Raw genomic sequence first — 22,331 nt, 5'->3', positions numbered from 1 at the left:
CGATAAATTTGGTGCATCCTAGTAGGAGTAAATCAATGAGACGAGGATCACAATGGTTGGCATGGACCTAAATAGCGACGTAGGCGAATCCTTCGGCCGCTGGAGTCTGGGCGATGACACGGCGATGTTCAAGTCGGTGTCCAGCGCCAACGTGGCCTGCGGTTTCCACGCAGGCGACCCCACCGTCATCCGCCGCACCTGCCGCGAAGCTGTGCAGGCCGGTGTGACGATCGGTGCCCACGTGGGCTACCGCGACCTCGCCGGCTTCGGCCGCCGCTTCATGGACGTGGACCCGAACGAACTGGCGGACGAGGTGGTCTACCAGATCGGCGCGCTGCAGGCGCTGGCCGCCACCGAAGGCGGCTGCGTCCGGTACGTCAAGCCGCATGGCGGCCTGTACAACGCGATCGTCTCCCACACCGCCCAGGCGCGCGCCGTCGTCGACGCCGTTAAGTCGGTCGATCCCGGACTGCCCATCCTTGGCCTGCCCGGCTCTGAGGTGCTGCGCCTCGCCGAGGCCGCGGGACTCCGCGGCGTGTCAGAAGCCTTCGCGGACCGCGCCTACAACCCCGACGGCACGCTCGTCTCCCGCTCGCTCCCCGGAGCCGTCCTGCATGACCCGGCTGAAGTGGCCGAACACGTCCTGCGCATGGCCACCGACTCCGCCATCCGCGCCGTGGACGGCTCCATCCTGAAAGTCAATGCAGACAGCATCTGCGTCCATGGCGATTCCCCCGGGGCCGTTGCCATGGCTGTGGCAGTCAAGGCTGCGCTTTCCGACGCCGGCATCAGTATCAAGTCGTTCACCTAAACCGTGTTCGTCTGAACCGCGTTCGTCCAACCCCGTCAGCGCTCCGCGGAGTAAACAGCTCCGCCGAATAGCCGCTCCAGCAACGGCACCCCACTCAGCACGCAGGCAGCACCACCGCACACCTGAAGGAAGACCATGACTACACACCACACGGCCGCCCGCACCGGCCGGAAAATCCCACCCGGAGCCCTGAAGGCGTACGTCGCCAGCCTCACCGGCACCTCGCTGGAGTACTACGATTTCGCCATCTACTCCGTGGCTTCGGCCCTGGTCTTCCCCAAGATCTTCTTTCCGGGCAATGACGAATTCGTCGGCCTCCTGCTCTCCTTCTCCGCCTTCGCGGTGGGTTACCTGGCACGTCCCATCGGCGGCGTGATCTTCGGCCGCCTGGGCGACAAGATCGGCCGCAAGCATGTCCTGGTGGTCACCCTCATGCTGATCGGCGTCGCTACCGTGCTCATCGGACTGCTTCCCGACTACTCGGTGATCGGCGTCGCGGCCCCCACCATCCTGGTGCTACTGCGCCTGGCCCAGGGCATCGGCGTCGGCGGCGAATGGGGCGGTGCCGTCCTGCTTTCCAGCGAATTCGGTGACGCCAACAAGCGCGGCTTCTGGTCCTCCGCCGCCCAGATCGGCCCACCCGCCGGCAACCTGATGGCCAACGGCGTCCTGGCTCTCCTGGCCGCAACGCTAAGCACCGAGGCCTTTCTCTCCTGGGGCTGGCGCGTGGCCTTCCTCGCCTCCGCACTGCTGGTCGTCTTCGGCCTGATCATCCGCCTCAAGCTTGAGGAAACCCCGGTGTTCAAGGCGATCCAGGCCCACGGCGAACAGCCCAAGGCCCCCATCACGGAGGTGTTCCGCAAGGAACCCCGCGCCCTTGTGGCCGCCGCCCTCTCCCGAGTCTGCCCCGACATCCTCTACGCCCTGTTCACCGTCTTCGTGGCCGTCTACGCCACCAAGGAACTCGGCATGACCACGGGCAACGTCCTCACGGCCATCCTCATCGGCTCGTCGTTCCAGCTGTTCCTGATCCCGCTGGCCGGCGCCCTCACGGACCGCTTCAACCGCCGCCTCGTTTACGGCATCGCGGCTGTGGGTACCGCCCTCTACATCCCGCTGTTCTTCCTCATGATCGAGGGCAAGTCGGTGCTGATGCTGACCATCGGCGTTGTGATCGGCCTGGCCTTCCACGCCTTCATGTACGGCCCCCAGGCCGCCTACATCACCGAGCAGTTCCCGGCCCGGCTGCGCTACGCCGGCAGCTCGCTGGCCTACACCCTGGCCGGCGTGATCGGCGGCGCCGTGGCACCGCTCATCTTCACCGCGCTCTACGCAGCCTCGGGTGACTGGTACCTGATCGCGGCGTACCTCCTGGTGGCCTCCGCCGTGACGGTTGTGGGCCTGGCCCTCGGCCGGAACCCGCAGACCGCTGAAGAAGAGCGCCTCCTGGCGGATACCCACGCCTAAACGGCGCGGAAACCTGTTCGGCGCAAACCCAGTTCAAGCACTGCCAACGATGGAAGCGGTAGCAATGGAAACCCTGACCGTGCACAAGGTCCTCTCGGTGCGGCCCGTGGGAACGCGGGCGGTGCTCGCGGAGCTTTCCGGAACCCAGGACGTCCTCGCCCTGCAGACCCTGCTCCTCGAATCGCCGCTGCCGGGCCAGCAGGACGTGCTCGCCGCCGCGCAGACCGTTATGGTCCGTGCGGATTCGCCGGCGGCGGCCCGCCGCATGGGCGCACTCCTGATGGAGCTGGACCTCACGGCTCCGGTCCGGCAGGACGGCGGCCTGGTGTACATCGATACCGTGTACGACGGCGAGGATCTCGCCGAAGTGGGACGGCTCACCGGCTTGGGAACTGACGGTGTCATTGAAGCCCATACCGGCCAGGTCTGGACGGTGGCTTTCGCCGGGTTCGCGCCGGGGTTCGGCTACATGGTGGGGGAGAACCAGGTGCTGGAAGTGCCGCGCCGCAGCTCACCGCGGACCGCTGTGCCCGCCGGATCGGTGGCGCTGGCGGGCAACTATTCGGCGGTGTACCCGCGCAAGTCCCCTGGCGGCTGGCAGCTGATCGGCCGGACCGGGGCCCGCATGTGGGATCTCGATCGGGCCGAGCCGGCGCTGGCAAGTCCTGGCCACCGGGTCCAGTTCCGTGCCGTCCGCGATGTTGTGACCATGGCGCCGGAGCCCGCAGCGTCCGGGGCGGCGCCTGCCTCCACGGTGCCGGCCCAGGAACCTGCCTCCGGGCTGCGGATTGTTTCACCCGGACTGCAGAGCCTCATCGAGGACCTCGGCCGGCACGGCCACTCCGCGCTGGGTGTCTCCGCGGCCGGTGCGCTGGACCGGGCCTCGCTGCGGCGGGCCAACCGGCTGGTGGGCAACGCCGCCTCGGCCGCAGCCATCGAAAGCGTCGCCGGCGGACTCAGGGTCCAGGCCGTCGGCGACCAGGTGGTGGCCGTTGCAGGGGCGCCGTCGGCGCTGAACGTCGGCTCGCCGTCGGACGCTGGATCAGACTCAGACCCGGACGAGCCCGCACGCCAGCGCACAGTTCCCATGGCCACCCCGTTCGCCCTGCTCGACGGAGAAATCCTGACCCTTGGCGCGCCGGAGGCCGGCTTCCGCAGCTACCTTGCGGTCCGCGGCGGCGTGGACGCCGCCCCGGTACTGGGCAGCCGTTCCACGGACACCATGTCCGGCATCGGGCCGGCGCCGCTTGCCGCCGGCCAGGTTCTGGCATCCGGCGACGTCACCGAATCCGGCGTTGTGGGCCATCCCGAACTCCAGCCGGACCTTCCCGGGGACGGCGTCACGGTGCTGGACATTGTGCTGGGTCCGCGTGCCGACTGGTTCGACGAGGCCGCCCTTGAGTCCCTCTGCGGGCAGGACTGGGTGGTGAAGCCCCAGTCCAACCGTGTCGGCATGCGGCTGGACGGCACGCCCCTGGAACGCAGCCGGCAAGGCGAACTGCCCAGCGAAGGAACCGTGGCCGGAGCCATCCAGGTCCCGCCCGAAGGCCTGCCTGTGCTCTTCCTTGCCGACCATCCGATCACGGGCGGCTACCCGGTGATCGGCGTGGTGGTGGACCACCAGCTCGATCTGGCCGCCCAGGTGCCGATCGGCGGCAGCATCCGCTTCCGCCGTGCTCCCGAACAGACCTCCCCTGAACAGACTGCCCCCGAACAGACTTCCCAAGAAAAGTGAGTAACTGATGCGCAAGGTCCTGATCGCCAACCGTGGTGAAATCGCCGTCCGGATTGCCCGAGCCTGCGAGGACGCCCAGCTGGAATCCGTCGCCGTCTATGCGGACATCGACGCCGATGCCATGCACGTCGGTGCCGCCAGCGAAGCCTTCAGCCTGGACGGGAACTCCCCGGCTGACACCTACCTGAACATCCCCAAACTGCTGGACGTCGCGGCAAGGGCCGGAGCGGACGCCGTCCATCCCGGCTACGGCTTCCTGTCCGAGAACGCCGATTTCGCCCAAGCGGTACTCGATGCGGGACTCGCCTGGATCGGCCCCACTCCGGAAGCCATCCGGCAGCTCGGCAACAAGATCACCGCCCGCGAGATCGCCGTCCGCGCCGGAGCCCCGCTTGTGGCCGGCAGCGACGGGCCCGTGGATACCGCCGCGGAGGCCCGCGCCTTCGCCGAACAGCACGGACTCCCCATCGCCATCAAGGCTGCCTTCGGCGGGGGCGGCCGCGGGCTGAAGGTGGTCCGGAACATGGACGAGATCGAGGAAGCCTTCGACTCCGCCGTCCGGGAGGCCGTGGCGGCCTTCGGCCGCGGCGAATGCTTCGTGGAGCGCTACCTGGACCGTCCGCGCCACGTCGAGGCGCAGGTCCTGGCGGACACGCACGGCAACGTCGTCGTCGTCGGAACCCGCGACTGCTCCCTCCAGCGCCGGCACCAGAAGCTCGTCGAGGAGGCACCCGCACCGTTCCTCAGCGACGACCAGCGGCACCAGATCTACGACGCCGCGAAGGCAGTCTGCCGGGAAGCCGGGTATTCCGGCGCCGGCACCGTGGAATTCCTGGTGGCTGCCGACGGTACCGTGGCGTTCCTCGAGGTGAACACCCGGCTGCAGGTGGAGCACCCCATCACCGAGGAAACCACCGGGATCGACCTGGTCCAGGAGCAGTTCCGGATCGCCGCCGGGGAACGCCTGCGCATCACGGCGGACCCCGAACCCCGCGGCCACTCCTTCGAGTTCCGGCTGAACGCCGAGGATGTGGGGCGCGGCTTCCTGCCCTCACCCGGCACCATCGCAGAATTCCGCGGCCCCACCGGCCCGGGCATCCGCCTGGACACCGGCGTCCGCTCCGGCTCCTTCGTGGCGCCGCAGTTCGATTCCCTCCTCGCCAAGCTGATCGTTACCGGCGCGGACCGCCAGCAGGCCCTGCGCCGGGCACGCCGCGCCCTGGCGGAAATCGAGATCACCGGGGTGGCCACCGTGCTGCCGTTCCACCGCGCCGTGCTCGAATCCCCGGACTTCACCTCCGAGACCGGGCTGGGCATCCACACGCGCTGGATCGAAACCGACTTCGCGGACCGGATCCCGGCGGATCCCGGCTACAGCACAGACGTACCCGACGGCGAACGCCGCACCATCACCGTTGACGTGGACGGCCGCCGCCTGGCCGTCGGCCTTCCCGCGGACCTGCTGGACGGCTGGGCACTGTCTACTCGGACTCTGTCCGGAGGGGCCCTGCCCGCCGGGGTCTCAGTGGATTCCGAGGGCGACGCTGCCGCTGTTGATCCGGGGGAGCTGCGCGCCGACATGGCCGGAACCGTGGTGAAGTGGCTCGTGGAGCCGGGCGCCGAAGTGTCGGCGGGGGACGCCGTCGTCGTGCTTGAAGCGATGAAGATGGAAACCCAGGTCGCGGCGCACCGCGACGGCACGGTGAGCGGTATCCGCACCAAAGCCGGCGGCGTGGTGGCTGCCGGAGCGGTGCTGGCGCTGATCGGATAGGCGCACCAGGGGACCAAATACCGTGGCGCCGGCCAAAGTTCGGGAGGAAAATGCGAAACGTTAGCCAAAACGTCGAGCGCTCCAGGAATCAGGTCCGAACCGTGGATGAACCAAGTGCAAACGAGAACGTAGTCAACCGGCTGATCGCCTGCATCAATGACCGGCACGTTGAAATCATGGACGAGCTCTTTCATGACGACGCGGTGATGCACTGGCCGCAATCCGGAGAGCTTGTGCGCGGCGCCGAAAACCGCCGGGGAATCTACAACGCCTTCCCTCAGCTGCCCACCATCACGCCGCGCCGGCTGACCAGTGGCGGGAACCTGGTGGTTGCCGAGGCCCTGCTGGATTACGGCGGACCGCAGTATGAAACGGTGTTCATCTTCGAATTCCGGGACGGCAGGATCGCCAGGGAAACGGCCTACTGGAGTGAGCCGTTCGACGCACCGGGGTGGCGCGCCCAGTGGGTTGAAAAAACCTAGCGTAAACTCCGCCGCGCCGTACAGTAACGCTTCCTGCCGTCACGGCAGGATTGTTCGGATCACGCCCGGTGGACGTCGACGCCGGCAGCCGCCAGGGCAGCGAGGAACCGTTCCTGCCGTTCGGCGGTGCCCAGGCTCAGAAGGTATCCGCGCCCCAAATCGAGCTGGACGGCCGGTCCCGTGTCCTGGATGATTCCCAGCCCGAAGCCGCCGAACCGCAGCCCGAATCCGTAGCGCAGGCCGTGGATTGCTGCCGGAGCGGCCGAGCGGACGGCCGCCATGGGAATCCTGCGGCGATAGAAGGGGAACCAGCGCAGCCGGACCTCGTTCTCCAGGACCTGGATCCTGGCGAAACCAAAGGCGAGAAGCCCAACTGCAACTGCGGCACCGGCCAGCAGGACCGCGACCGGCGGGTCCGTACGCAAAGCGTCGGTTGTAACGGCTGCGGACAGGATTCCGATCAGCAGGACGACGGCGCCGCCGATGATTGCGCGCGGCAGGCGGCCGTAGAACATCCTGCCGGAATCGAACAGGATGACCGGGTCCCCCGAGCTCGTCCTCATCAGGCCGATTCGCGGATCACCAGTTCGGTGGGGATGGTGATGGCTGCCGGCCGCTCACCGTCGATGACGGCCAGGAGCAGCCGCACCATCTCCGCGCTGATCCGTTCGAACGGCTGCCGGACCGTGGTCAGCGTCGGCACCGTGGAAGCGGAAACCTTGATGTCGTCGAACCCGGCAACGGCCACGTCTTCCGGAACGCGGCGGCCTGATTCCTTGAGCACTTCGAGCGCGCCGAGCGCCATGAGGTCGTTCGCCGCGAAGACGGCGTCGACGTCGGGGGCGCGGTTGAGGATGTCCCGCATGCCTTTCGCGCCGCTTTCCCTGCTGTAGTCGCCGAAGGCAATCAGGTTTTCGTCGGCGTCGGCGCCCTGGTGGTTACGGTACGCCTCCAGGCGGCGGATGCCGCCGGAAGTGTCCTGCGGGCCGGCGATAGTGGCGATCCGCTTGCGGCCGCCGTCGCCCAGATGGCGGAGAACGTCCAAGGCGCCTTCGTAATCGTCGGCGGCGACATAACCCATCTTCTTTTCGAAACCGAGCGGCACACCACACGCAATCGCGGGAATGTTGGCCGCGACGATCTCGGAGATGATGCCTTTCCGGGTGGCGTGGGCGGACACCAGCAGGACGCCGTCCACGTGCCCGGCGGTGAGGAACTCGGTGGCCCGGCGCTGTTCGTCGTCCGTCCCGGCCATGATCAGCACCAGCGGGATGTCGTGAACGGCCAGGGCATCGGCGGCTCCGCGCATCAGGACCGCGAAGTTCGGGTCCTCGAACAGGCGGTCGTGCGACTCGGTGAGCAGGAACGCCACCGAGTTTGCCCGGTTGGTGGCGAGGCTCCTGGCGTGCGGGTTGACCCGGTACCCGGTTTTTTTGATGGCGGCATTCACGGCTGCCAAAGCCGGTGGACTGACCCAGTGCCCGCCGTTGAGAACCCGGGAAACCGTGCCACGTGAGACGCCCGCTTCCCTGGCGACGTCGTCGATCTTGGGGCGGTTCTTCGAGGGAGGCTGAGACATGGCTAAAGCCTATCCGGGGCTAAGCCTTCACCGCACCGGCGGCCAGGTCGACCCGCCAGTAGCGCTGAAGGAGAAGGAACATGATGACGAGAGGGACGATGGACAGCAGCGCACCCGCCAGGACCAGCGTGTATAGGGCGGGGGCGGAGGCACCCTGGTTGAGCAGGCCGTTCAGGCCCACCGTGATGGGGAACAGGTGGTCGTCGCCGAGCATGATGTACGGCAGCATGAAGTTGTTCCAGATGGCCACGAACTGGAACAGGAAGATGGTGACCAGGCCCGGCAGCATCATGGGCATCGCGATGCGGTTGAAGATGTACATTTCCTTGGCGCCCTCGGTGCGGGCCGCCTCAATGACATCGCCCGGCACCGAGGCGGCGGCGTAGATCCGGGCCAGGTAGATGCCGTACGGGCTGATGATCTGCGGGAGCAGCACGGACCAGTAGGTGTTGGTCAGCCCGGCCTGGGCGAGCATCAGGTACTGCGGGATGGCCAGGATGACGCCCGGCACCAGCACGCCCATGAGCAGGACTTTGAAGATTCCGGCCTTGCCGGGGAAGTCGAACTTGGCCAGCACGTAGCCGGACAGGGCCGAGATCCAGGTGGAGACGACGGCGCCGACGCCGGCGTAGAGGGCCGTGTTGAGCATCCAGCGCCAGAACAGGCCGTCACGGTACGCGGTGAGTTCCACGATGTTGTCCCACAGGTGCGTGCTGGGCGCGAGGGTGAACGTGGAGAACAGTTCCGTGCCACTCTTGCTGGCCGCGGCAAGGACCCACAGCACAGGGAACAGGCAGTACAGGGCGCCGAGAATAAGGATGCCGGTGGAGAGGAAGCTGGGCTTTTCACGGAGCTCGGTGGCGCGGGCGGCCGTCGTGGGGGTGGGCTCGGTGCGAATGGCGGTGGTGGTCACGGTCTGTTCTCCTGTCCGAAGGCCCGCTTCTGCACCACGCGCAGGAACAGGAAGGAAATGATGAAGGTGGCGGCGGCGATCACGATGCTGGTGGCGGCTGCCGAGAAGACGTCGTTGCGGGTGAACGCGTCACGGTACACGAGCATGAGCGGTGACCAGCTCGTGGAGAGGCTGTTCGCCAGCGGGCGCAGCGTGGTGGGTTCGGCGAAGACCTGGAGGGTGGCGATCATCGAGAACAGGGCGGTCATCACGAGGGCCGGGGCGATGATCGGGATCTTGATCCGCAGGGCCGTCTGCACCTCGGAGCAGCCGTCCAGCTTGGCCGCCTCATAGATCTCGGTGGGAACGGCCTTGAGCGACGTGTACATCACGATCATGTTGAAGCCGACGCCGCCCCAGAGCGCGATGTTGCCGATGGCGAAGGTCACCAGGTTGGGGTCCAGCAGGGACGGGAGCTCCACGCCCAGCTGGCGTGCCACGAAGTGGAACGGGCTGACGCCTGGCAGGTACAGGAAGCCCCAGAGCAGTGAGCTGATCACAGCGGGCACTGCGTAGGGCAGGAAGATGGCGGTCCGGGAGAAGTTCCCGGCCCGGGTGCGCCGGGAGTCCAGCAGCAAGGCGAACAGCAGGGCGAAGCCGAGCATGAGGGGGATGAGGATGACGCCGTACAGCAGCACGCGCAGGACGCTGGCGGTGAATTCGGGGTCGGTGAGGGCGCTGAGGTAGTTGTCCAGGCCGGCGAAGACCTGGCTCTGCGAGTTTTTGCCCAGGCCCAGCCCGCTGACCTTCTTCTTCTGGAAGCTCAGGAACAGCGTGTAGACGATCGGTGCCGCCATGAAGACGAGGAAAAGGATGATGCCCGGGGCAAGCATCGCGTAGGGGACGAGCACCCGGGACTTGAAGTTTTTCGCCCGCCGGGGGGATCCGGGCGCTGCGGTCTTCGCCGCCGGGCCGGTCCTGGTCACGGTCATTGCCACGGGTGCACTTCCTTGCGTAGTTTTCGGTGGGGCTGGTTGGAGCTCTGGGAGGATTTTGGGAGGGCGCCGGGGGCGCCCTCCCAAAAGAGTCACTGCCTGACTGACTACTTGACCGTGAAGCCGGTCTTCTTCAGGTCATCGACCGTCACCTGCTGCATGCTCTTCACGGCATCCAGGAAGGCGCTCTTCTGCTTCGACTGGGCTGCCTTGGCGAACTGGTCGTTATACGCGTTGAAGGTGACGTTTACGTTGGGGCCGTAGGTGAAGGAGCCAACGTTCTGTGCTGCCTCGCCGATTAACTTGTAGAAGTCAGGCTGGTTACTGAAGAACTCCGGGGCCGTGGTCAGGGCGGATTCCGCGCCTGCGGAGTCTGCCGGGTAGATCCCTGTCTCGGTCACGAGGGCCTTGACGGCCTCCGCGTCCGTGTTCAGCCAGGTCGCGAACTTCGCTGCGGCGTCCACGTTCTTGGACTGCGAGGTCACGGCGGTTGAGGAACCGCCCCAGTTGCCCGTGGCGGGGTTGGCGGCATCCCACTGCGGCATGGGTGCGGCCTTCCACTGGCCAGCCGTGGCCCCGGCGTTGCCGGCTTGTACGCCCGGACCCCAGGCGGCGCTGAGCCAGCCCACCTGCTTGCCGGTGTTCAGTGCGGTGTTCCACTCGGGCGTGTACATCGGCTTGTTGTCGATGACGCCGTCCTGGACCAGGCCGCCCCAGTACCCGGCGACCTTTTGGGTGGGATCTTCGTCCACCTTGACGCTCCAAGCGTCACCGTCGATGCCCCACCAGGAGGCTCCGGCCTGCTGGGCCATGCCGGTGAACCAGCCAGCGTCGTTGGAGGAGAACGTCCCCAGGTACGCTCCGGGGTCGGCGGCGTGGACAGCCTTGGCTGCTTCCGCATATTCGTCCCAGGTCTTAGGAACGGAGAGGCCGAGCTTTTCGAACACGTCAGCGCGGTAGTAGAACACCATGGGGCCGGTGTCCTGCGGTACGGAGTACAGCGCCTCGCCGCCCAGGGTTACGGAGTTCCACACGCCCTCGGGGAAGTGGCTCTTTGTGTCGTTCGCAGAGGTCTTGGACAGGTCCGCCAGGGCATCTGCCGCCACCAGGGTGGGGATCTTCTGGTATTCGGCCTGGATCAGGTCGGGGGCGCCGCTGCCGGCCTTCACTGCGGTGAGCAGCTTGGTGACAGCGGGGTCGCCACCGTCCTGCTTGTTGACAGTGACATGGATGTTCGGGTTCTTCTGGTTCCAAAGGTCCACCACCTTGTCCAGGTTCGGCGCCCAGGCCCAGTAAGTGAGTTCCACTTTCTGGTTGGGATCGCTTGCTGCTGACTCTGCCGCGGAACCTGTTCCCGCTCCGCCCGAACATCCTGCGGTGAGCATGGCGGCCGCGGCGAGCATGGCCACGGCGCCTGCACGAAATGACTTGCGCATTCCGTCCTCCTTGTCGAAAAGCTTGATGGGTCTGTCTGAATTATCACCGCTCATCCGAACCGAGGCCGCATGACTGTGAGCGGTTCCAGTAATCCATACAACTGTGACGTGTGTCAATGCCGAATCAGCTCTAGCATCGAAACTTTCGGCTGTGATACAACTGGGACCGCACACAGTTCTAAGGAGACCAGGAAATGACAGACGTCCTTCAGCGCACCGCTCCCCGGAGCGCGCCGGCCCCGTGGCTGCAGCGCCCGGCCGGGCTCTGCTACGGCGGGGACTACAACCCCGAACAGTGGCCGCGGGAGGTCTGGGCCGAAGACATCGCGCTGATGAAGGAGGCCGGGATCAACCTGGTCAGCGTCGGCATCTTCTCGTGGGTCCTGCTCGAGCCCCGCGAGGGCGAGTATGACTTCGAATGGCTCGATCATCTGATGGACCTGCTCGCCGACGCCGGAATCAGCGTGGACCTGGGCACGCCCACAGCGGCACCGCCGGCCTGGTTCTGGAAGAAATACCCGCAGGCACGCCCCGTCACCCGCGAGGGTGTCCCGCTGGGCAGTGGATCCCGCGGCATGGCCAGCCCCAGCTCGCCCGAATACCTGCGCGCGGCCACCAACATCACCGAGCAGCTCGCCCGGCGGTACGGATCCCACCCTGCCTTGGTCCTGTGGCACGTGCACAACGAATACGGCGCCCCGGTCAGCGACTCCTACGACGACTACTCCGTGGCGGCCTTCCGTGAATGGCTGCAGGTACGCTACGGCAGCCTGGACGCCCTCAACCAGGCCTGGGGAACCCTTTTCTGGGGCCAGAAATACGGCGAATGGGACGAAATCGACGCACCCCGGCTCGCCGCCAGTGTCAGCAACCAGGCCCAGCGGCTGGATTTCCGCCGGTTCACCTCGGACGCGCTGCTGAAGTGCTTCGTCGCCGAACGGGACGTGATCCGCAAATACACGCCGGAGCTGCCGGTGACCACCAACTTCATGGCCACCAACTGCCTCGCCGCGGACTACTGGAAGTGGAGCCGCGAGGTGGACATCGTCTCCAACGACCACTACCTGGTGGCCGAACGTACCGACAACCACATCCTGCTGTCCATGGACGCCGACCTCACGCGCTCGCTGGCCGGCAACCGGCCCTGGATGCTTATGGAACACTCCACCGGAGCCGTGAACTGGCAGGGCCGCAACATTGCCAAGCGCCCCGGCGAACTTGCCCGCAACAGTATTTCCCACCTGGCCCGCGGCGCGGACGCCGTGATGTTCTTCCAGTTCCGGGCCTCCCGGTTCGGAGCCGAGAAGTTCCATTCCGCCATGCTTCCCCATGCAGGAACCGGCACCCGGATCTGGCGCGAAGTCCTGGATCTCGGCGATGACCTGAAGAAGCTTTCGGCCGTGAAAGGGTCCACCGTCCAGGCTCGCGTCGCGATCCTCTGGGACGTGGAGTCGTTCTGGGCGCAGGACCTGGAGTGGCGCCCCAGCAGCGACCTGAACCACCGCGAACGCATTGAGGCCTACTACTCGGTGCTGTGGGAGCACGGAATCACCACCGATTTCGCCCACCCCGAAGCCGACCTCTCCGGCTATGACCTGGTTCTCGCCCCGGCCCTCTATCTGGTCGGAGACGCAGCGGCGGCGAACCTGCGGGGATACGTCGACGGCGGCGGGTACCTGCTGGTCTCCTACTTCTCCGGCATCGTCGACTCCAACGACACCGTTCCCGCCGGCGCCTCGCCCGGCGGGCTCCGGGAAGTCCTTGGCCTCGAAATTCACGAATTCCTGCCCCTCCGCGCCGGGGAAACAACGAACCTCAGCAACGGGAATGCGGGCGCCGTCTGGGCGGAAGACATCCACCCCGGCACGGCAACCGTGGTGGCCAGCTACCTTGACGGCCCGGCCGCCTCGGGCCCGGCCATCACCCGCAACGCCTTTGGCGGCGGCACCGCCTGGTACGTCTCCACGAAGCTCGACGGCGGCGACCTCACCGCCGTCGTCCTCGACGCTGTCCGGACCGCGGGGCTGGAAGCTGCCTCCAAGCTGCCCGAGGGACTGGAAGTGATCACCCGGCGTAATTCCACGGACAAGTTCACGTTCCTCATCAACCACTCCGAGGCAGACGCCGCATACCCGGCAAGGGGACACGACCTGCTCGCCGGAGAACCGTCCGTGCCCGTATCCGTCATTCCCGGCGGCACCGTGCGCGTCATCCACTCGCAGGAAGGAGGGCCCGCCGCGTGAACACCACCACCGCTGACGTGCTTGACTCCGTGCCGTTCGGAGTGGCCCGCGAACAGAGCCGCTAGCCGGAAGGGGTCACATCAACGGGCGGAGGGACGGCAGCCCGCCCTCCGCCCGTTGTGTGGGCCTACCTGACGCTGAGCCTCGCCGTTTCGGTCGTTACCTTTCCGTGGGCGTTTTGGAAGACGGTCCGGACCAGCTGCCCGTCCTGCCCCGATGCCACCGCGCCGAATTCCAACGTGGACTTGTAGGCGCCATCGTCGGTCCGCTTGGTGACCGGCTGGTGGGCGACGCGCTGCCACGTGGCTCCGCCGTCTGCTGAGGATTCCCAGACGGCAACGGGGCCGGGAGTGCCGGTGGCCGTGGCGCTGAAGCTGGCCTTCCTGCCGGTTCCGGCCGCCGTGTCCTTGGGCTGCTTGGTTGCTTTGGGCAGTTCCACGCCCTGGTTGAACGCCGGCCAGCCGCCCGTCCAGTCAATTTTCTGCACACCCAGGGTGGGGAAGTACGGAACGGCCTCATTGGAGCCGTCGTAGTAATGGAATGCCAGGTAATCGCCAAAGACCGACTGGCCGCCCGGTCCGGTGATCGCACCGTGGGCATCGAGCACCACCGATCCGCCGCCGCCGAACATGTCGCGGCCGTCCTTGTCCAGGTACGGGCCCTTGACGGACTTGGACCGGCCCACGGCCACTTTGTACGTTGAATCACCGCCGCGGCAGCAGGAGTCAAAGGATACGAAGAGGTAGTAGTAGTCATCGTGTTTGGTGATGTACGGCGCCTCAACGGGATTGCCGGGCATGAACCGGTCCGCGATGTTCACGGTTTTGGACTGCCAGTCCGCCGCCGGCTTGCCGCTGGGCCATTCGATGGGGACCAGGAAGATTCCGTACCAGAATGATCCGATCGCCATGTACGGGGTGCCGTCGGCGTCCTCGATGATGCCGGCGTCGATCGCGTTGAAGGTCTTGCCGGGATTGTTCGGGTCCAGGCCGCTGGCCGGCGAGGACACCACGAGCCCCTGATCCACCCATTCGTAATCGGGGTCGTTCGGGTCAAGGGTGGTGTTGGTTGCCAGGGCGGTCAGCGAATTGTTTCCACCGAAGCGCGATGCCGAGTAGTAGAGATAGTAGGTGCCGTCATTTTCGTGGATCTCAGGTGCCCAGAGGTTGCCGGGCAGCTCGCCATCCGAAAAGTGTTCATCGATCCAGGCGGGAATCCTGTCCCAGACCGTGCCGCTGTAGTTCCACATGGTGCCGGCATCGTGCGATGACCAGATTTGGATTGTTCCGCCGTTTTCGCGGTTTACCAGGCCAGTGGAGTAGACGTACCAGGTGCCGTCGTCATCAATGATGAGCGCCGGATCGTGGACCGGCGAGGTTTCGCCCACCACGGTCTTGCCGCCGGGCAGGTCTTCCGGCAGTTTCTGGGTGGCGGCCACCGCGGCAGCAGGCCGGACGGAGTCCTTGCCCGGGTGGTCCGTGGCGGCGGGCGGCAGGGCGGCGGCTGTCAGGGCGAGGCCGACGGCGGCGACCAGTCCCGCTGCCCGTGCTATCCATGGACGTGACTTCATCATCACGTGTTCCTTCCGAAGTGCGATTGCAGGGAAATATTTGGCGTGGTGCTTCGCAGCAGCGGGGGATGCACCCGGCACAGCAGTAATTGCAACGTTGTAAAGATGAATATGGCATGGCCCGGGAACGGCGTCAAGGGATCACTATCGGAGCGGTCCCTCCGGCGCGGATGGCTGACGAAAGTCCGGACGAAAGTATTTTCACTCCTGCCTTGACGCTTCCGATCGGGCTGTGTGATATTTCTTACAACGTTGCAAATCAAACCGGCCTGGATGCCGATCCGCTACAGCGGGTTCCCGTGGCCCCACCTGTTACACCAACCCGGAAGGACTACGTGATGATGAAGTCACGTCCCATTGCCGCGACCTTGGCGCTTGTCGCCGCGGCCGGCCTCCTGCTCAGCGGATGCTCCGCCCCAGCCGGGCCAGAGGCCGGCGGCGAGAAGAAACTCACGTTCATGTTCCGCGGCGGTGAAGATGAAAAGAAGGCCTACGAGAAGGCGGTGGAACAGTTCGAAAAGGACAACGGCGTCGACGTCGACATCATCGTCACCACCGCGGACCAGTACGCCACCAAGCTGAAGGCTGCCATTGCCGGCAAGCAGGTCCCCGATGTGTTCTACATCAGCCCCGGCGACGTGCAGGCGTACGTCCAGAACGGGATCGTCAAGGACATCACGGAATACGTGGAGAACTCGGACACCATCGACCTGGACAACATCTGGGAGTACGGCGTCGACAGCTACCGCTATGACGGCAAGCGTGTCGGCGAAGGTGCCATCTACGCCCTGCCCAAGGACGTGGGGCCGTTCTCGTTCGGCTACAACAAGACCATGCTGGAGAAGGCGGGCATCCCGCTGCCGGACAAGGACAAGCCCTACACCTTTGACGAGTTCGTGGCGGCAGCCAAGAAGCTCACCGCGGACACCAACGGCGACGGCGCCCTGGACCAGTGGGGGACCGGCCTCAATGTCCAGTGGAACCTGCAGCCGTTCGTCTGGTCCAACGGTGGCGACTGGCTCAATGAGGACCGCACCAAAGTCACCGTGGACACCCCCGAGTTTGCCGAATCCCTGCAATGGTTCGCCGACCTCCAGAACGTCCACGGCGTGACACCGTCGGTGGCGGAGGCCCAGACCCTGGACACCTACCAGCGCTGGATGAAGGGCGAAATCGGCTTCTTCCCCATTGCCCCCTGGGACCTCTCCACCTACCAGAAGCTCGGCTTCGACTGGGACGTCATTCCCTACCCGGCCGGTGAGACCGGCAAGTCGGCAACGTGGACCGGCACCCTGGGCATCGCGGTAGCGGAAAGCTCCAAGTTCCCGGAGGACGCGGCCAAGCTCGTGGAGTACCTGACGGCGAACAAGGAAGCGCAGCAGAGCCTGGTGGACGCCGGAATCCAGATCCCCAACCTGAAGGACATGGCCGAGGCGTGGGCCGCGGACACCAGCACCAAGCCGGCCAACAAGGCGGAGTTCCTGGAGATCGTCAAGGACTACGGCCGGGAACTGCCGGCCGGCAACACGTTCAATGCCGAGTGGTACGACGAGCTGTTCACCAACATCCAGCCTGTCCTGGACGGCAAGCAGTCCGCCAAGGACTACCTGAAGGAAGCGCAGCCCCGGATGCAGGAATTCCTGGACTCCGCCAACCAGCAGGCCGGCAACTAACCGCGCCCTGCCGTCCGCGGGACACGCCCCCAGGGCGCGTCCCCGGGCACGTCGCCAGGACCTGTTCCCAAGACTGGTGCCGCGGCTGCGCCGGAGTGCCGCCGCGGCACTTCTCCACCCATTTCGAATCACAGAGGATCCCCCGATGACCACCACCATGCGCCGTTCGCGGCTCCACCGGAAGGAACACCAGGCCGCGCTTGTCTTCGTTGCCATACCGGTGATCGGGTTCCTCCTCTTCACGCTCTTCCCGCTGATCTTTTCCGTCTACGCGTCCTTCACCAACTGGAACGGCATCTCCGCCCCGGTCTTCAAGGGCCTGGACAACTACACCAAAATGTTCGGGGACCGCTATTTCCTGAAGTCACTGTGGAACACCCTCTACATGATGATCGGGATCCCGGTGGGCCTGGTGATCTCCCTGGCGCTCGCACTGGCCATGAACCGCAAGATGCGCGGCACCACGTTCTTCCGCACGGTGTACTACCTGCCGGTCATTTCCTCCATCGCCGCGGTGGCCATCCTCTGGCAGTGGGCCTTCAACGGTGACTTCGGCCTGATCAACCAGGGCCTGTCGCTGATCGGCATCGACGGCCCCAACTGGCTCCAGGACACGGCAACGGTGAAACCCGCGCTGATCATCATGGCCGTCTGGAAGGGCCTGGGCTATTCCATGCTGCTCTACCTGGCTGCCCTGCAGTCCGTGCCGCGCTACCTCTATGAAGCCGCGGCGCTGGACGGTGCCACAGCCTGGCAGCAGTTCCGGCACATCACCATTCCCATGGTCCGGCCCGTCACGTTCTTCCTCATCGTCACCAGCATCATCGGCGGATCGCAGATCTTTGTGGAAATCAACATCATGACCCCCACCGGCGGTCCCGAGTTCGAGTCGGCATCCATCGTTTGGTACATCTGGCAAAAGGCCTTCGACAACCTCCAGATGGGCTACGCCTCCGCCATGTCCGTGGTCCTGGGACTGCTGGTATTCATCATCACCTTCATCCAGTTCCGGCTCAACCGCCGCAACCAGTTTTCGATCGATTGAGGCAGGCAGCCATGTCCGCACAGCACGTCATCACCACTCCGCCGCTGGAACCCTCAGCCGCCATTACCGCGGGTCCCGGAAACAGTCCGACGGCGGCCGCCCCCGGCGGGAAGCAACGCTCCGTCAAGGGGCGCCTCCAGCTGGGCAACGTCCTGGTCACCCTGATCCTGATGGCCGGGGCAATCCTGATGGTCGCCCCGCTCGCCTGGACCTTCTCCACATCGCTGAAAACCCGCGACGGCGTTTTCGAACTGCCGCCGCAGTGGATCCCGGATCCCTTCGTGTGGGAAAACTACGCCCGCATCTGGACGGCCGGCCCGCTGCTGAGTGGCATCCAGAACAGCCTGGTCGTCGCGTGCTCCGTCACCGTCATCGGCTCCCTCACCTCCGCGCTGGCGGCGTTTGCCTTCGCCAAGCTCCGGATGCCCTTCAAGAACGTGCTGTTCCTGGGGCTGCTCTCCGGCCTGATGATTCCGTTCCCTACTCTGATGATTCCGCAGTTCACCATCTTCGCCAGCATCGGCTGGGTGGACACCCTGCTGCCGCTGATCGTGCCCGGGCTGTTCGGCAACATCATCATGATCTTCTTCCTGCGCCAGTTCCTGAACAACGTGCCGGACTCCATCGTGGAAGCGGCCAGGATTGACGGCGCCTCATATCTGCAGATCTTCTGGACGCTCATCCTGCCAGCCATCCGGCCCGCACTGGCGGCACAGTTCATCCTCTGGTTCATGGCCATGTGGAACGACTACCTCGCGCCGATAATCTACCTGAACTCGCCGGGGAAGCAGACGCTCCAGCTGGTGATTGCCAATTTCAACGCCCAGTACGCCATCCAGACGGACTACCCCCTCATCATGGCGGCGTCGTTCGTGGCGCTCCTGCCGGTCCTGATCGTCTTCATCGTCTTTCAGCGCCAGATCATCGAATCCATCGCGCTCTCGGGGTCGAAGGGTTAACCCGTGTCAGTCCACTACCCCCGCCTGACGGAAGCGCCGACGGACGCACAGCCGTACGTCGCGCCGTCGCCTGCAGAGCCGGCACCGGCCCCCACCGGCGAGCCGTCCACTTGGGGCGCCCGGCACGCCCACGACCCCACCGTGGTGCGTGCCGACGACGCCACCTACTACATGTTTTCCACCGACGCCGTGGCCAACTCGGAAGATATTCCAGCCGGCGTACATATCCGCACCTCCCGGGACCTGGTCACCTGGCACTTTGCCGGCACCGCGTTCGACGGCGTTCCCCGCCCCGCCCGTGACTGGTCGGGAGCGAGTGGCCTGTGGGCCCCGGAAGTGGTCCGCTGGGCAACCGGCGCATGGCATATGTACTACTCGGCATCCACCTTCGGTTCCAACACCTCGGCCATCGGCCTGGCCACGGCGCCGCATCCGTCCGGCCCCTGGCAGGACCGCGGGCTCGTGGTGGCAACGCGCGCCGGCGTGGACACGCAGAACGCGATCGACGCCGCCGTCACCTTCGACGCCGACGGCGCGCCCTGGCTGACCTACGGCTCCTTCTTCTCCGGCATCTACACTCTGCCGCTGGACCCGGCCTCGGGTCGTCCGCTGCTGGAAGGCGACCTCGGATCGCTCACCGCCCGCCGGCACCCGTCCGTGGAGGGCGCCCTCGAAGGGGCATTCATCATGTACCGGCCACAGGAGGGCCGGTATGTGCTCTTCGCCTCTTACGATTCCCTGTTCAGCAGCTACAACGTGCGCGTTGCTGTGGCGGATCACATCACCGGGCCCTACCGGGATATCCGCCGACTCTCCATGACGGACCTCGAGGCGCCGCCGGCCTCGATCGGCACGAAAATCCTGGGAAGCCACGGGTTCGACGGCGCTGCCGGCTGGCTGGCGCCGGGGCACAGTTCAGTCCTTAGCCAGGACGGTCCGGACGGTGGCGACGAGCACTTCCTGGTCCACCACGCCCGCTTCGCGGCGGATCCCTCGCAGCACATCTTCCAGCTCAGGCGGCTGTTCTTCAACGCCGCGGGCTGGCCGGTGGTATCGCCCCAGCCGTACGCCGGGCGGGAGTGGGAGGTCCTGGGCGCACCGCAGCCGCTTTCCGGCCGGTGGCAGGTCGTCCGGTTCGCCCCGGACTCCACGGACCTCGTGGAGTCAGTGCCGCTGGACCTGGAAAGTGACAGCAATGAACCGTTCGACGGCGGCCCGGCCGCCGTCCGCCTCCTGGCGGACGATCTGGACCTGGATGCAGTAGTTTTCGGTTCGTGGGACTGGTCCCGCGGTGCAGCAGCCCTGTCATTTAGCGGGATCGACCGGCATGGCGTCGCCTGGTGCGGCACCAAGAGGGCGTGACCATGAACGACAACCCCATTGGCTGGGCCGGCCGGCTTATGGAGTGGCTGCAGTTCGGCACGCGCCTGGTGCTGGTCAACATCCTTTTTGTGGCCGGAGCGCTTGCCGGGCTCGTCCTGTTCGGGCTGTTTCCGGCCGCCGTGGCCGCCACGACGGTCCTGGCCCGGCTCCGGGCGGGAGCGGCCGGTGACCATCTGGTGCGGGATTTCATCACTGCCTACCGCGCCCAGTTCTTGCACGTCAACCGCGTGGGCAGCGTCTTCTGGCTCGCCGGCGTCGTCCTTTTCGTCAATGCGCATTCCGTTCTTGGCCGGCCCGCAGGCGGTTCCGTGCCCGCGGTGGAGGCTGTGCTGCTTGTCCTGTCCGCCGTTGCGGGTGCAGGGACCCTGGCCGCCGCCGCGACTGCCGTGGCCATCTGCAGCCGGTACCGGGACACGGTTTACCGGACGTGGCGGCTGGCCTTTCTGCTGCCGCTCGTCTCACCCCTCATGAGCATCTCCCTGCTGGCCAGCCTCGTTGCGCTCACGGTGGTCTTCTCCGGGATGAACGTGCTGGTGCCGCTCTTTGGCGCCTCCGTCCCGCTGCTGCTCTCCGGCTGGCTCGTGGGAAGGCGGCTGGGAACCCTCGAAACCGCTGCTTAAGCCACACACTTCCACTCCCACAAAACGTCAGACAGAACAGGAAAGAATCCCTTGACTACCCCCACCGCAACCTCTTCCAACGACGAGATGGCCGTCGAGGCGCCCACCGTCATCACTATCGACCGCTCGGCCGTGGTCGCACCGGTCAGCCGCCGCATTTTCGGCTCCTTCGTGGAACACCTTGGCCGCTGCGTGTACGACGGCATCTACGAACCGGGCCACCCCACTGCCAACGAGGACGGATTCCGGCTGGACGTCGTGGACCTCGTCAAGGAGCTGGGCTCCAGCACCATCCGCTACCCCGGCGGAAACTTCGTCTCCGGCTACCGCTGGGAAGACGGCGTGGGCCCCCGCGCCCAGCGGCCGGTCCGCCGCGACCTCGCCTGGCACTCCCTCGAAACGAACCAGGTGGGCGTCGATGAATTCGCGCGCTGGTGCACGCTCACGGACTCCGAACTGATGATGGCCGTGAACCTCGGCACCCGGGGAATCGACGCCGCCCTGGACCTGCTCGAGTACGCCAATCATCCGTCCGGAACCACCCTCAGCGACCTGCGGATCGCCAACGGCGCCAAGGATCCCTACAACATCCGCATGTGGTGCCTCGGCAACGAAATGGACGGGCCCTGGCAGATCGGCCACATGTCCGCGGACAGCTACGGCAAGCTCGCCGCCCGCACGGCGTCGGCCATGAAGACGGCGGACAAGAACCTGGAACTGGTGGTGTGCGGCTCGTCCAGCTCCGCCATGCCGACCTTCGGCGAATGGGAACGTGTGGTCCTGGAGCACAGCTACGAGCACGTGGACTACATCTCCTGCCACGCCTACTACCAGGAGCGCAACGGGGACCTGGGCTCCTTCCTCGCCTCCTCGCTGGACATGCAGTACTTCATCGAAACCGTGGTGGCCACTGCCGACCACGTCAAGCACAAGCTCAAGAGCAAGAAGACCATTCAGCTCTCCTTCGATGAATGGAACATCTGGTACCTGGACGAGCACCAGGCCTCCGATGAGGTCAATGAGGAATGGGTGCACGCGCCGCGCCAGCTGGAGGACGTCTACTCCGTGGCCGACGCCGTGGTGTTCGGCAACCTGCTCATCACGCTGCTGAAGAACCACGACCGCGTGGCGTCTGCTTCGCTGGCCCAGCTGGTCAACGTGATCGCGCCGATCATGACCGAACCCGGTGGCGACGCCTGGCGCCAGACCACGTTCTTCCCGTTCTCCGTCACGTCGCGTCTGGCCCGCGGCGAAGTGCTGCGCCCCCGCATCGAGGCCGGCACCTATACGACCGCGGTGTACGGCGAGGCGCCGCTGGTGGATGCTGTCGCCACAGCGGACGCTGAGACCGGCCTGTCGGCGGTGTTCCTGGTGAACCGCAGCCAGACCGACCCGATCGATGTCTCCATCAACGTGGCCGACCTCCACGCCACGGCGGTCAGCGAGGCTGTGACCCTGCACGATGAGGACGTCTACGCGAAGAACACGCTCCACGACCAGAACCGGGTTGGCCTCAAGGCGTTGACCGGCGCCGTCCTGGAGGAGGGTGTCCTTACGGTGACGCTTCCGCCCGTGTCCTGGTCCGCCGTCGCCCTCGGATAAAGGCTGGCCGCCCTGGCAGGAATCATCCGCGGCCGGCCGCCCCGTGGGGTGGCCGGTTGCGCGCTTTC

18 protein-coding genes are annotated in these 22,331 nt (G+C 66.0%); 12 read left to right on the top strand and 6 right to left on the bottom strand.

Annotated features, from left to right (window positions below; all coding sequences use genetic code 11):
- Positions 1 to 52 precede the first annotated feature (52 nt).
- The 5 genes from J7I79_RS07655 to J7I79_RS07635 all read left to right on the top strand — a co-directional run bounded on the left by J7I79_RS07655 (position 53) and on the right by J7I79_RS07635 (position 6,266).
- Positions 53 to 811 carry a LamB/YcsF family protein gene (locus J7I79_RS07655; protein WP_214951935.1) on the top strand — a complete coding sequence of 253 codons (759 nt, stop codon included), beginning with the start codon at positions 53 to 55 and terminating at the stop codon, positions 809 to 811.
- Between the two features lie 135 nt (positions 812 to 946).
- Positions 947 to 2,278, top strand: coding sequence for an MFS transporter (locus tag J7I79_RS07650; RefSeq protein WP_214951933.1), 1,332 nt, complete (start codon positions 947 to 949; stop codon positions 2,276 to 2,278).
- A gap of 49 nt (positions 2,279 to 2,327) precedes the next feature.
- A complete protein-coding gene (locus tag J7I79_RS07645) occupies positions 2,328 to 4,013 on the top strand; it encodes a 5-oxoprolinase/urea amidolyase family protein (RefSeq protein WP_214951931.1) in 1,686 nt (561 codons plus the stop codon).
- Between the two features lie 7 nt (positions 4,014 to 4,020).
- Positions 4,021 to 5,784 carry a biotin carboxylase N-terminal domain-containing protein gene (locus tag J7I79_RS07640; RefSeq protein ID WP_214951929.1) on the top strand — a complete coding sequence of 588 codons (1,764 nt, stop codon included), beginning with the start codon at positions 4,021 to 4,023 and terminating at the stop codon, positions 5,782 to 5,784.
- 101 nt (positions 5,785 to 5,885) lie between these two features.
- On the top strand, positions 5,886 to 6,266 hold the full coding sequence (locus J7I79_RS07635; RefSeq protein ID WP_311380539.1) for a nuclear transport factor 2 family protein: 381 nt from the start codon (positions 5,886 to 5,888) through the stop codon (positions 6,264 to 6,266).
- Positions 6,267 to 6,325: 59 nt separating this feature from the next.
- Here the strand turns inward: J7I79_RS07635 and J7I79_RS07630 are convergent, their stop codons facing one another.
- The 5 genes from J7I79_RS07630 to J7I79_RS07610 form a co-directional block, all read right to left on the bottom strand.
- Entirely contained in the window at positions 6,326 to 6,829 is a 504-nt protein-coding gene (locus J7I79_RS07630) for a hypothetical protein (protein ID WP_214951926.1), read from the bottom strand.
- The gene (locus J7I79_RS07625; RefSeq protein WP_104175551.1) at positions 6,829 to 7,845 is read right to left on the bottom strand and encodes a LacI family DNA-binding transcriptional regulator; all 1,017 of its coding nucleotides are present in this window, start codon (positions 7,843 to 7,845) and stop codon (positions 6,829 to 6,831) included. The genes J7I79_RS07630 and J7I79_RS07625 overlap by 1 nt, the downstream gene beginning before the upstream one ends.
- Before the next feature lie 19 nt (positions 7,846 to 7,864).
- The gene (locus J7I79_RS07620) at positions 7,865 to 8,758 is read right to left on the bottom strand and encodes a carbohydrate ABC transporter permease (protein ID WP_214951924.1); all 894 of its coding nucleotides are present in this window, start codon (positions 8,756 to 8,758) and stop codon (positions 7,865 to 7,867) included.
- Positions 8,755 to 9,729 (bottom strand): carbohydrate ABC transporter permease, encoded by a 975-nt coding sequence (locus J7I79_RS07615; RefSeq protein ID WP_214952086.1) that lies wholly within the window; start codon positions 9,727 to 9,729, stop codon positions 8,755 to 8,757. The genes J7I79_RS07620 and J7I79_RS07615 overlap by 4 nt, the downstream gene beginning before the upstream one ends.
- Positions 9,730 to 9,839: 110 nt before the next feature.
- A complete protein-coding gene (locus J7I79_RS07610) occupies positions 9,840 to 11,168 on the bottom strand; it encodes an ABC transporter substrate-binding protein (RefSeq protein ID WP_214951922.1) in 1,329 nt (442 codons plus the stop codon).
- A 194-nt stretch (positions 11,169 to 11,362) separates the two neighbouring features.
- Here J7I79_RS07610 and J7I79_RS07605 point away from each other — a divergent pair, with 194 nt between their 5' ends.
- On the top strand, positions 11,363 to 13,411 hold the full coding sequence (locus J7I79_RS07605) for a beta-galactosidase (RefSeq protein WP_214951920.1): 2,049 nt from the start codon (positions 11,363 to 11,365) through the stop codon (positions 13,409 to 13,411).
- A 127-nt stretch (positions 13,412 to 13,538) separates the two neighbouring features.
- Here J7I79_RS07605 and J7I79_RS07600 read toward each other — a convergent pair whose 3' ends face one another.
- Positions 13,539 to 14,984 (bottom strand): glycoside hydrolase family 43 protein, encoded by a 1,446-nt coding sequence (locus J7I79_RS07600; protein ID WP_251042493.1) that lies wholly within the window; start codon positions 14,982 to 14,984, stop codon positions 13,539 to 13,541.
- A 335-nt stretch (positions 14,985 to 15,319) separates the two neighbouring features.
- On the opposite strand from J7I79_RS07600, the gene J7I79_RS07595 reads away from it, so the two are divergent.
- From J7I79_RS07595 to J7I79_RS07570, 6 genes are all read left to right on the top strand, one after another.
- The gene (locus tag J7I79_RS07595; RefSeq protein WP_214951918.1) at positions 15,320 to 16,654 is read left to right on the top strand and encodes a sugar ABC transporter substrate-binding protein; all 1,335 of its coding nucleotides are present in this window, start codon (positions 15,320 to 15,322) and stop codon (positions 16,652 to 16,654) included.
- A gap of 145 nt (positions 16,655 to 16,799) precedes the next feature.
- Positions 16,800 to 17,699, top strand: coding sequence for a carbohydrate ABC transporter permease (locus J7I79_RS07590; protein ID WP_214951916.1), 900 nt, complete (start codon positions 16,800 to 16,802; stop codon positions 17,697 to 17,699).
- An 11-nt stretch (positions 17,700 to 17,710) separates the two neighbouring features.
- On the top strand, positions 17,711 to 18,658 hold the full coding sequence (locus J7I79_RS07585) for a carbohydrate ABC transporter permease (protein WP_214951914.1): 948 nt from the start codon (positions 17,711 to 17,713) through the stop codon (positions 18,656 to 18,658).
- A 3-nt stretch (positions 18,659 to 18,661) separates the two neighbouring features.
- Positions 18,662 to 20,020: an arabinan endo-1,5-alpha-L-arabinosidase gene (locus tag J7I79_RS07580; RefSeq protein ID WP_311380538.1), complete on the top strand. Its 1,359-nt coding sequence runs from the start codon at positions 18,662 to 18,664 to the stop codon at positions 20,018 to 20,020.
- Between the two features lie 2 nt (positions 20,021 to 20,022).
- Positions 20,023 to 20,661 (top strand): YesL family protein, encoded by a 639-nt coding sequence (locus J7I79_RS07575; RefSeq protein WP_251042531.1) that lies wholly within the window; start codon positions 20,023 to 20,025, stop codon positions 20,659 to 20,661.
- 87 nt (positions 20,662 to 20,748) lie between these two features.
- On the top strand, positions 20,749 to 22,263 hold the full coding sequence (locus J7I79_RS07570) for an alpha-N-arabinofuranosidase (RefSeq protein WP_214952078.1): 1,515 nt from the start codon (positions 20,749 to 20,751) through the stop codon (positions 22,261 to 22,263).
- Positions 22,264 to 22,331: the final 68 nt, after the last annotated feature.

Origin of the sequence: Arthrobacter sp. ISL-69 (assembly GCF_018613775.1) — a bacterium.
In the GTDB taxonomy this organism is placed as follows: Bacteria; Actinomycetota; Actinomycetes; order Actinomycetales; family Micrococcaceae; genus Arthrobacter.
This window is presented reverse-complemented; position numbering and strand designations above follow the sequence as displayed.

What these genes read in the sequence shown, in the direction of transcription:
- J7I79_RS07655 (WP_214951935.1), top strand. Translation starts at nt 53, where the DNA reads ATGGTTGGCATGGACCTAAATAGCGACGTAGGCGAATCCTTCGGCCGC.
- J7I79_RS07650 (WP_214951933.1), top strand. Translation starts at nt 947, where the DNA reads ATGACTACACACCACACGGCCGCCCGCACCGGCCGGAAAATCCCACCC.
- J7I79_RS07645 (WP_214951931.1), top strand. Translation starts at nt 2,328, where the DNA reads ATGGAAGCGGTAGCAATGGAAACCCTGACCGTGCACAAGGTCCTCTCG.
- J7I79_RS07640 (WP_214951929.1), top strand. Translation starts at nt 4,021, where the DNA reads ATGCGCAAGGTCCTGATCGCCAACCGTGGTGAAATCGCCGTCCGGATT.
- J7I79_RS07630 (WP_214951926.1), bottom strand. Translation starts at nt 6,829, where the DNA reads ATGAGGACGAGCTCGGGGGACCCGGTCATCCTGTTCGATTCCGGCAGG.
- J7I79_RS07625 (WP_104175551.1), bottom strand. Translation starts at nt 7,845, where the DNA reads ATGTCTCAGCCTCCCTCGAAGAACCGCCCCAAGATCGACGACGTCGCC.
- J7I79_RS07615 (WP_214952086.1), bottom strand. Translation starts at nt 9,729, where the DNA reads ATGACCGTGACCAGGACCGGCCCGGCGGCGAAGACCGCAGCGCCCGGA.
- J7I79_RS07610 (WP_214951922.1), bottom strand. Translation starts at nt 11,168, where the DNA reads ATGCGCAAGTCATTTCGTGCAGGCGCCGTGGCCATGCTCGCCGCGGCC.
- J7I79_RS07605 (WP_214951920.1), top strand. Translation starts at nt 11,363, where the DNA reads ATGACAGACGTCCTTCAGCGCACCGCTCCCCGGAGCGCGCCGGCCCCG.
- J7I79_RS07600 (WP_251042493.1), bottom strand. Translation starts at nt 14,984, where the DNA reads ATGATGAAGTCACGTCCATGGATAGCACGGGCAGCGGGACTGGTCGCC.
- J7I79_RS07595 (WP_214951918.1), top strand. Translation starts at nt 15,320, where the DNA reads ATGATGAAGTCACGTCCCATTGCCGCGACCTTGGCGCTTGTCGCCGCG.
- J7I79_RS07590 (WP_214951916.1), top strand. Translation starts at nt 16,800, where the DNA reads ATGACCACCACCATGCGCCGTTCGCGGCTCCACCGGAAGGAACACCAG.
- J7I79_RS07585 (WP_214951914.1), top strand. Translation starts at nt 17,711, where the DNA reads ATGTCCGCACAGCACGTCATCACCACTCCGCCGCTGGAACCCTCAGCC.
- J7I79_RS07575 (WP_251042531.1), top strand. Translation starts at nt 20,023, where the DNA reads ATGAACGACAACCCCATTGGCTGGGCCGGCCGGCTTATGGAGTGGCTG.
- J7I79_RS07570 (WP_214952078.1), top strand. Translation starts at nt 20,749, where the DNA reads ATGGCCGTCGAGGCGCCCACCGTCATCACTATCGACCGCTCGGCCGTG.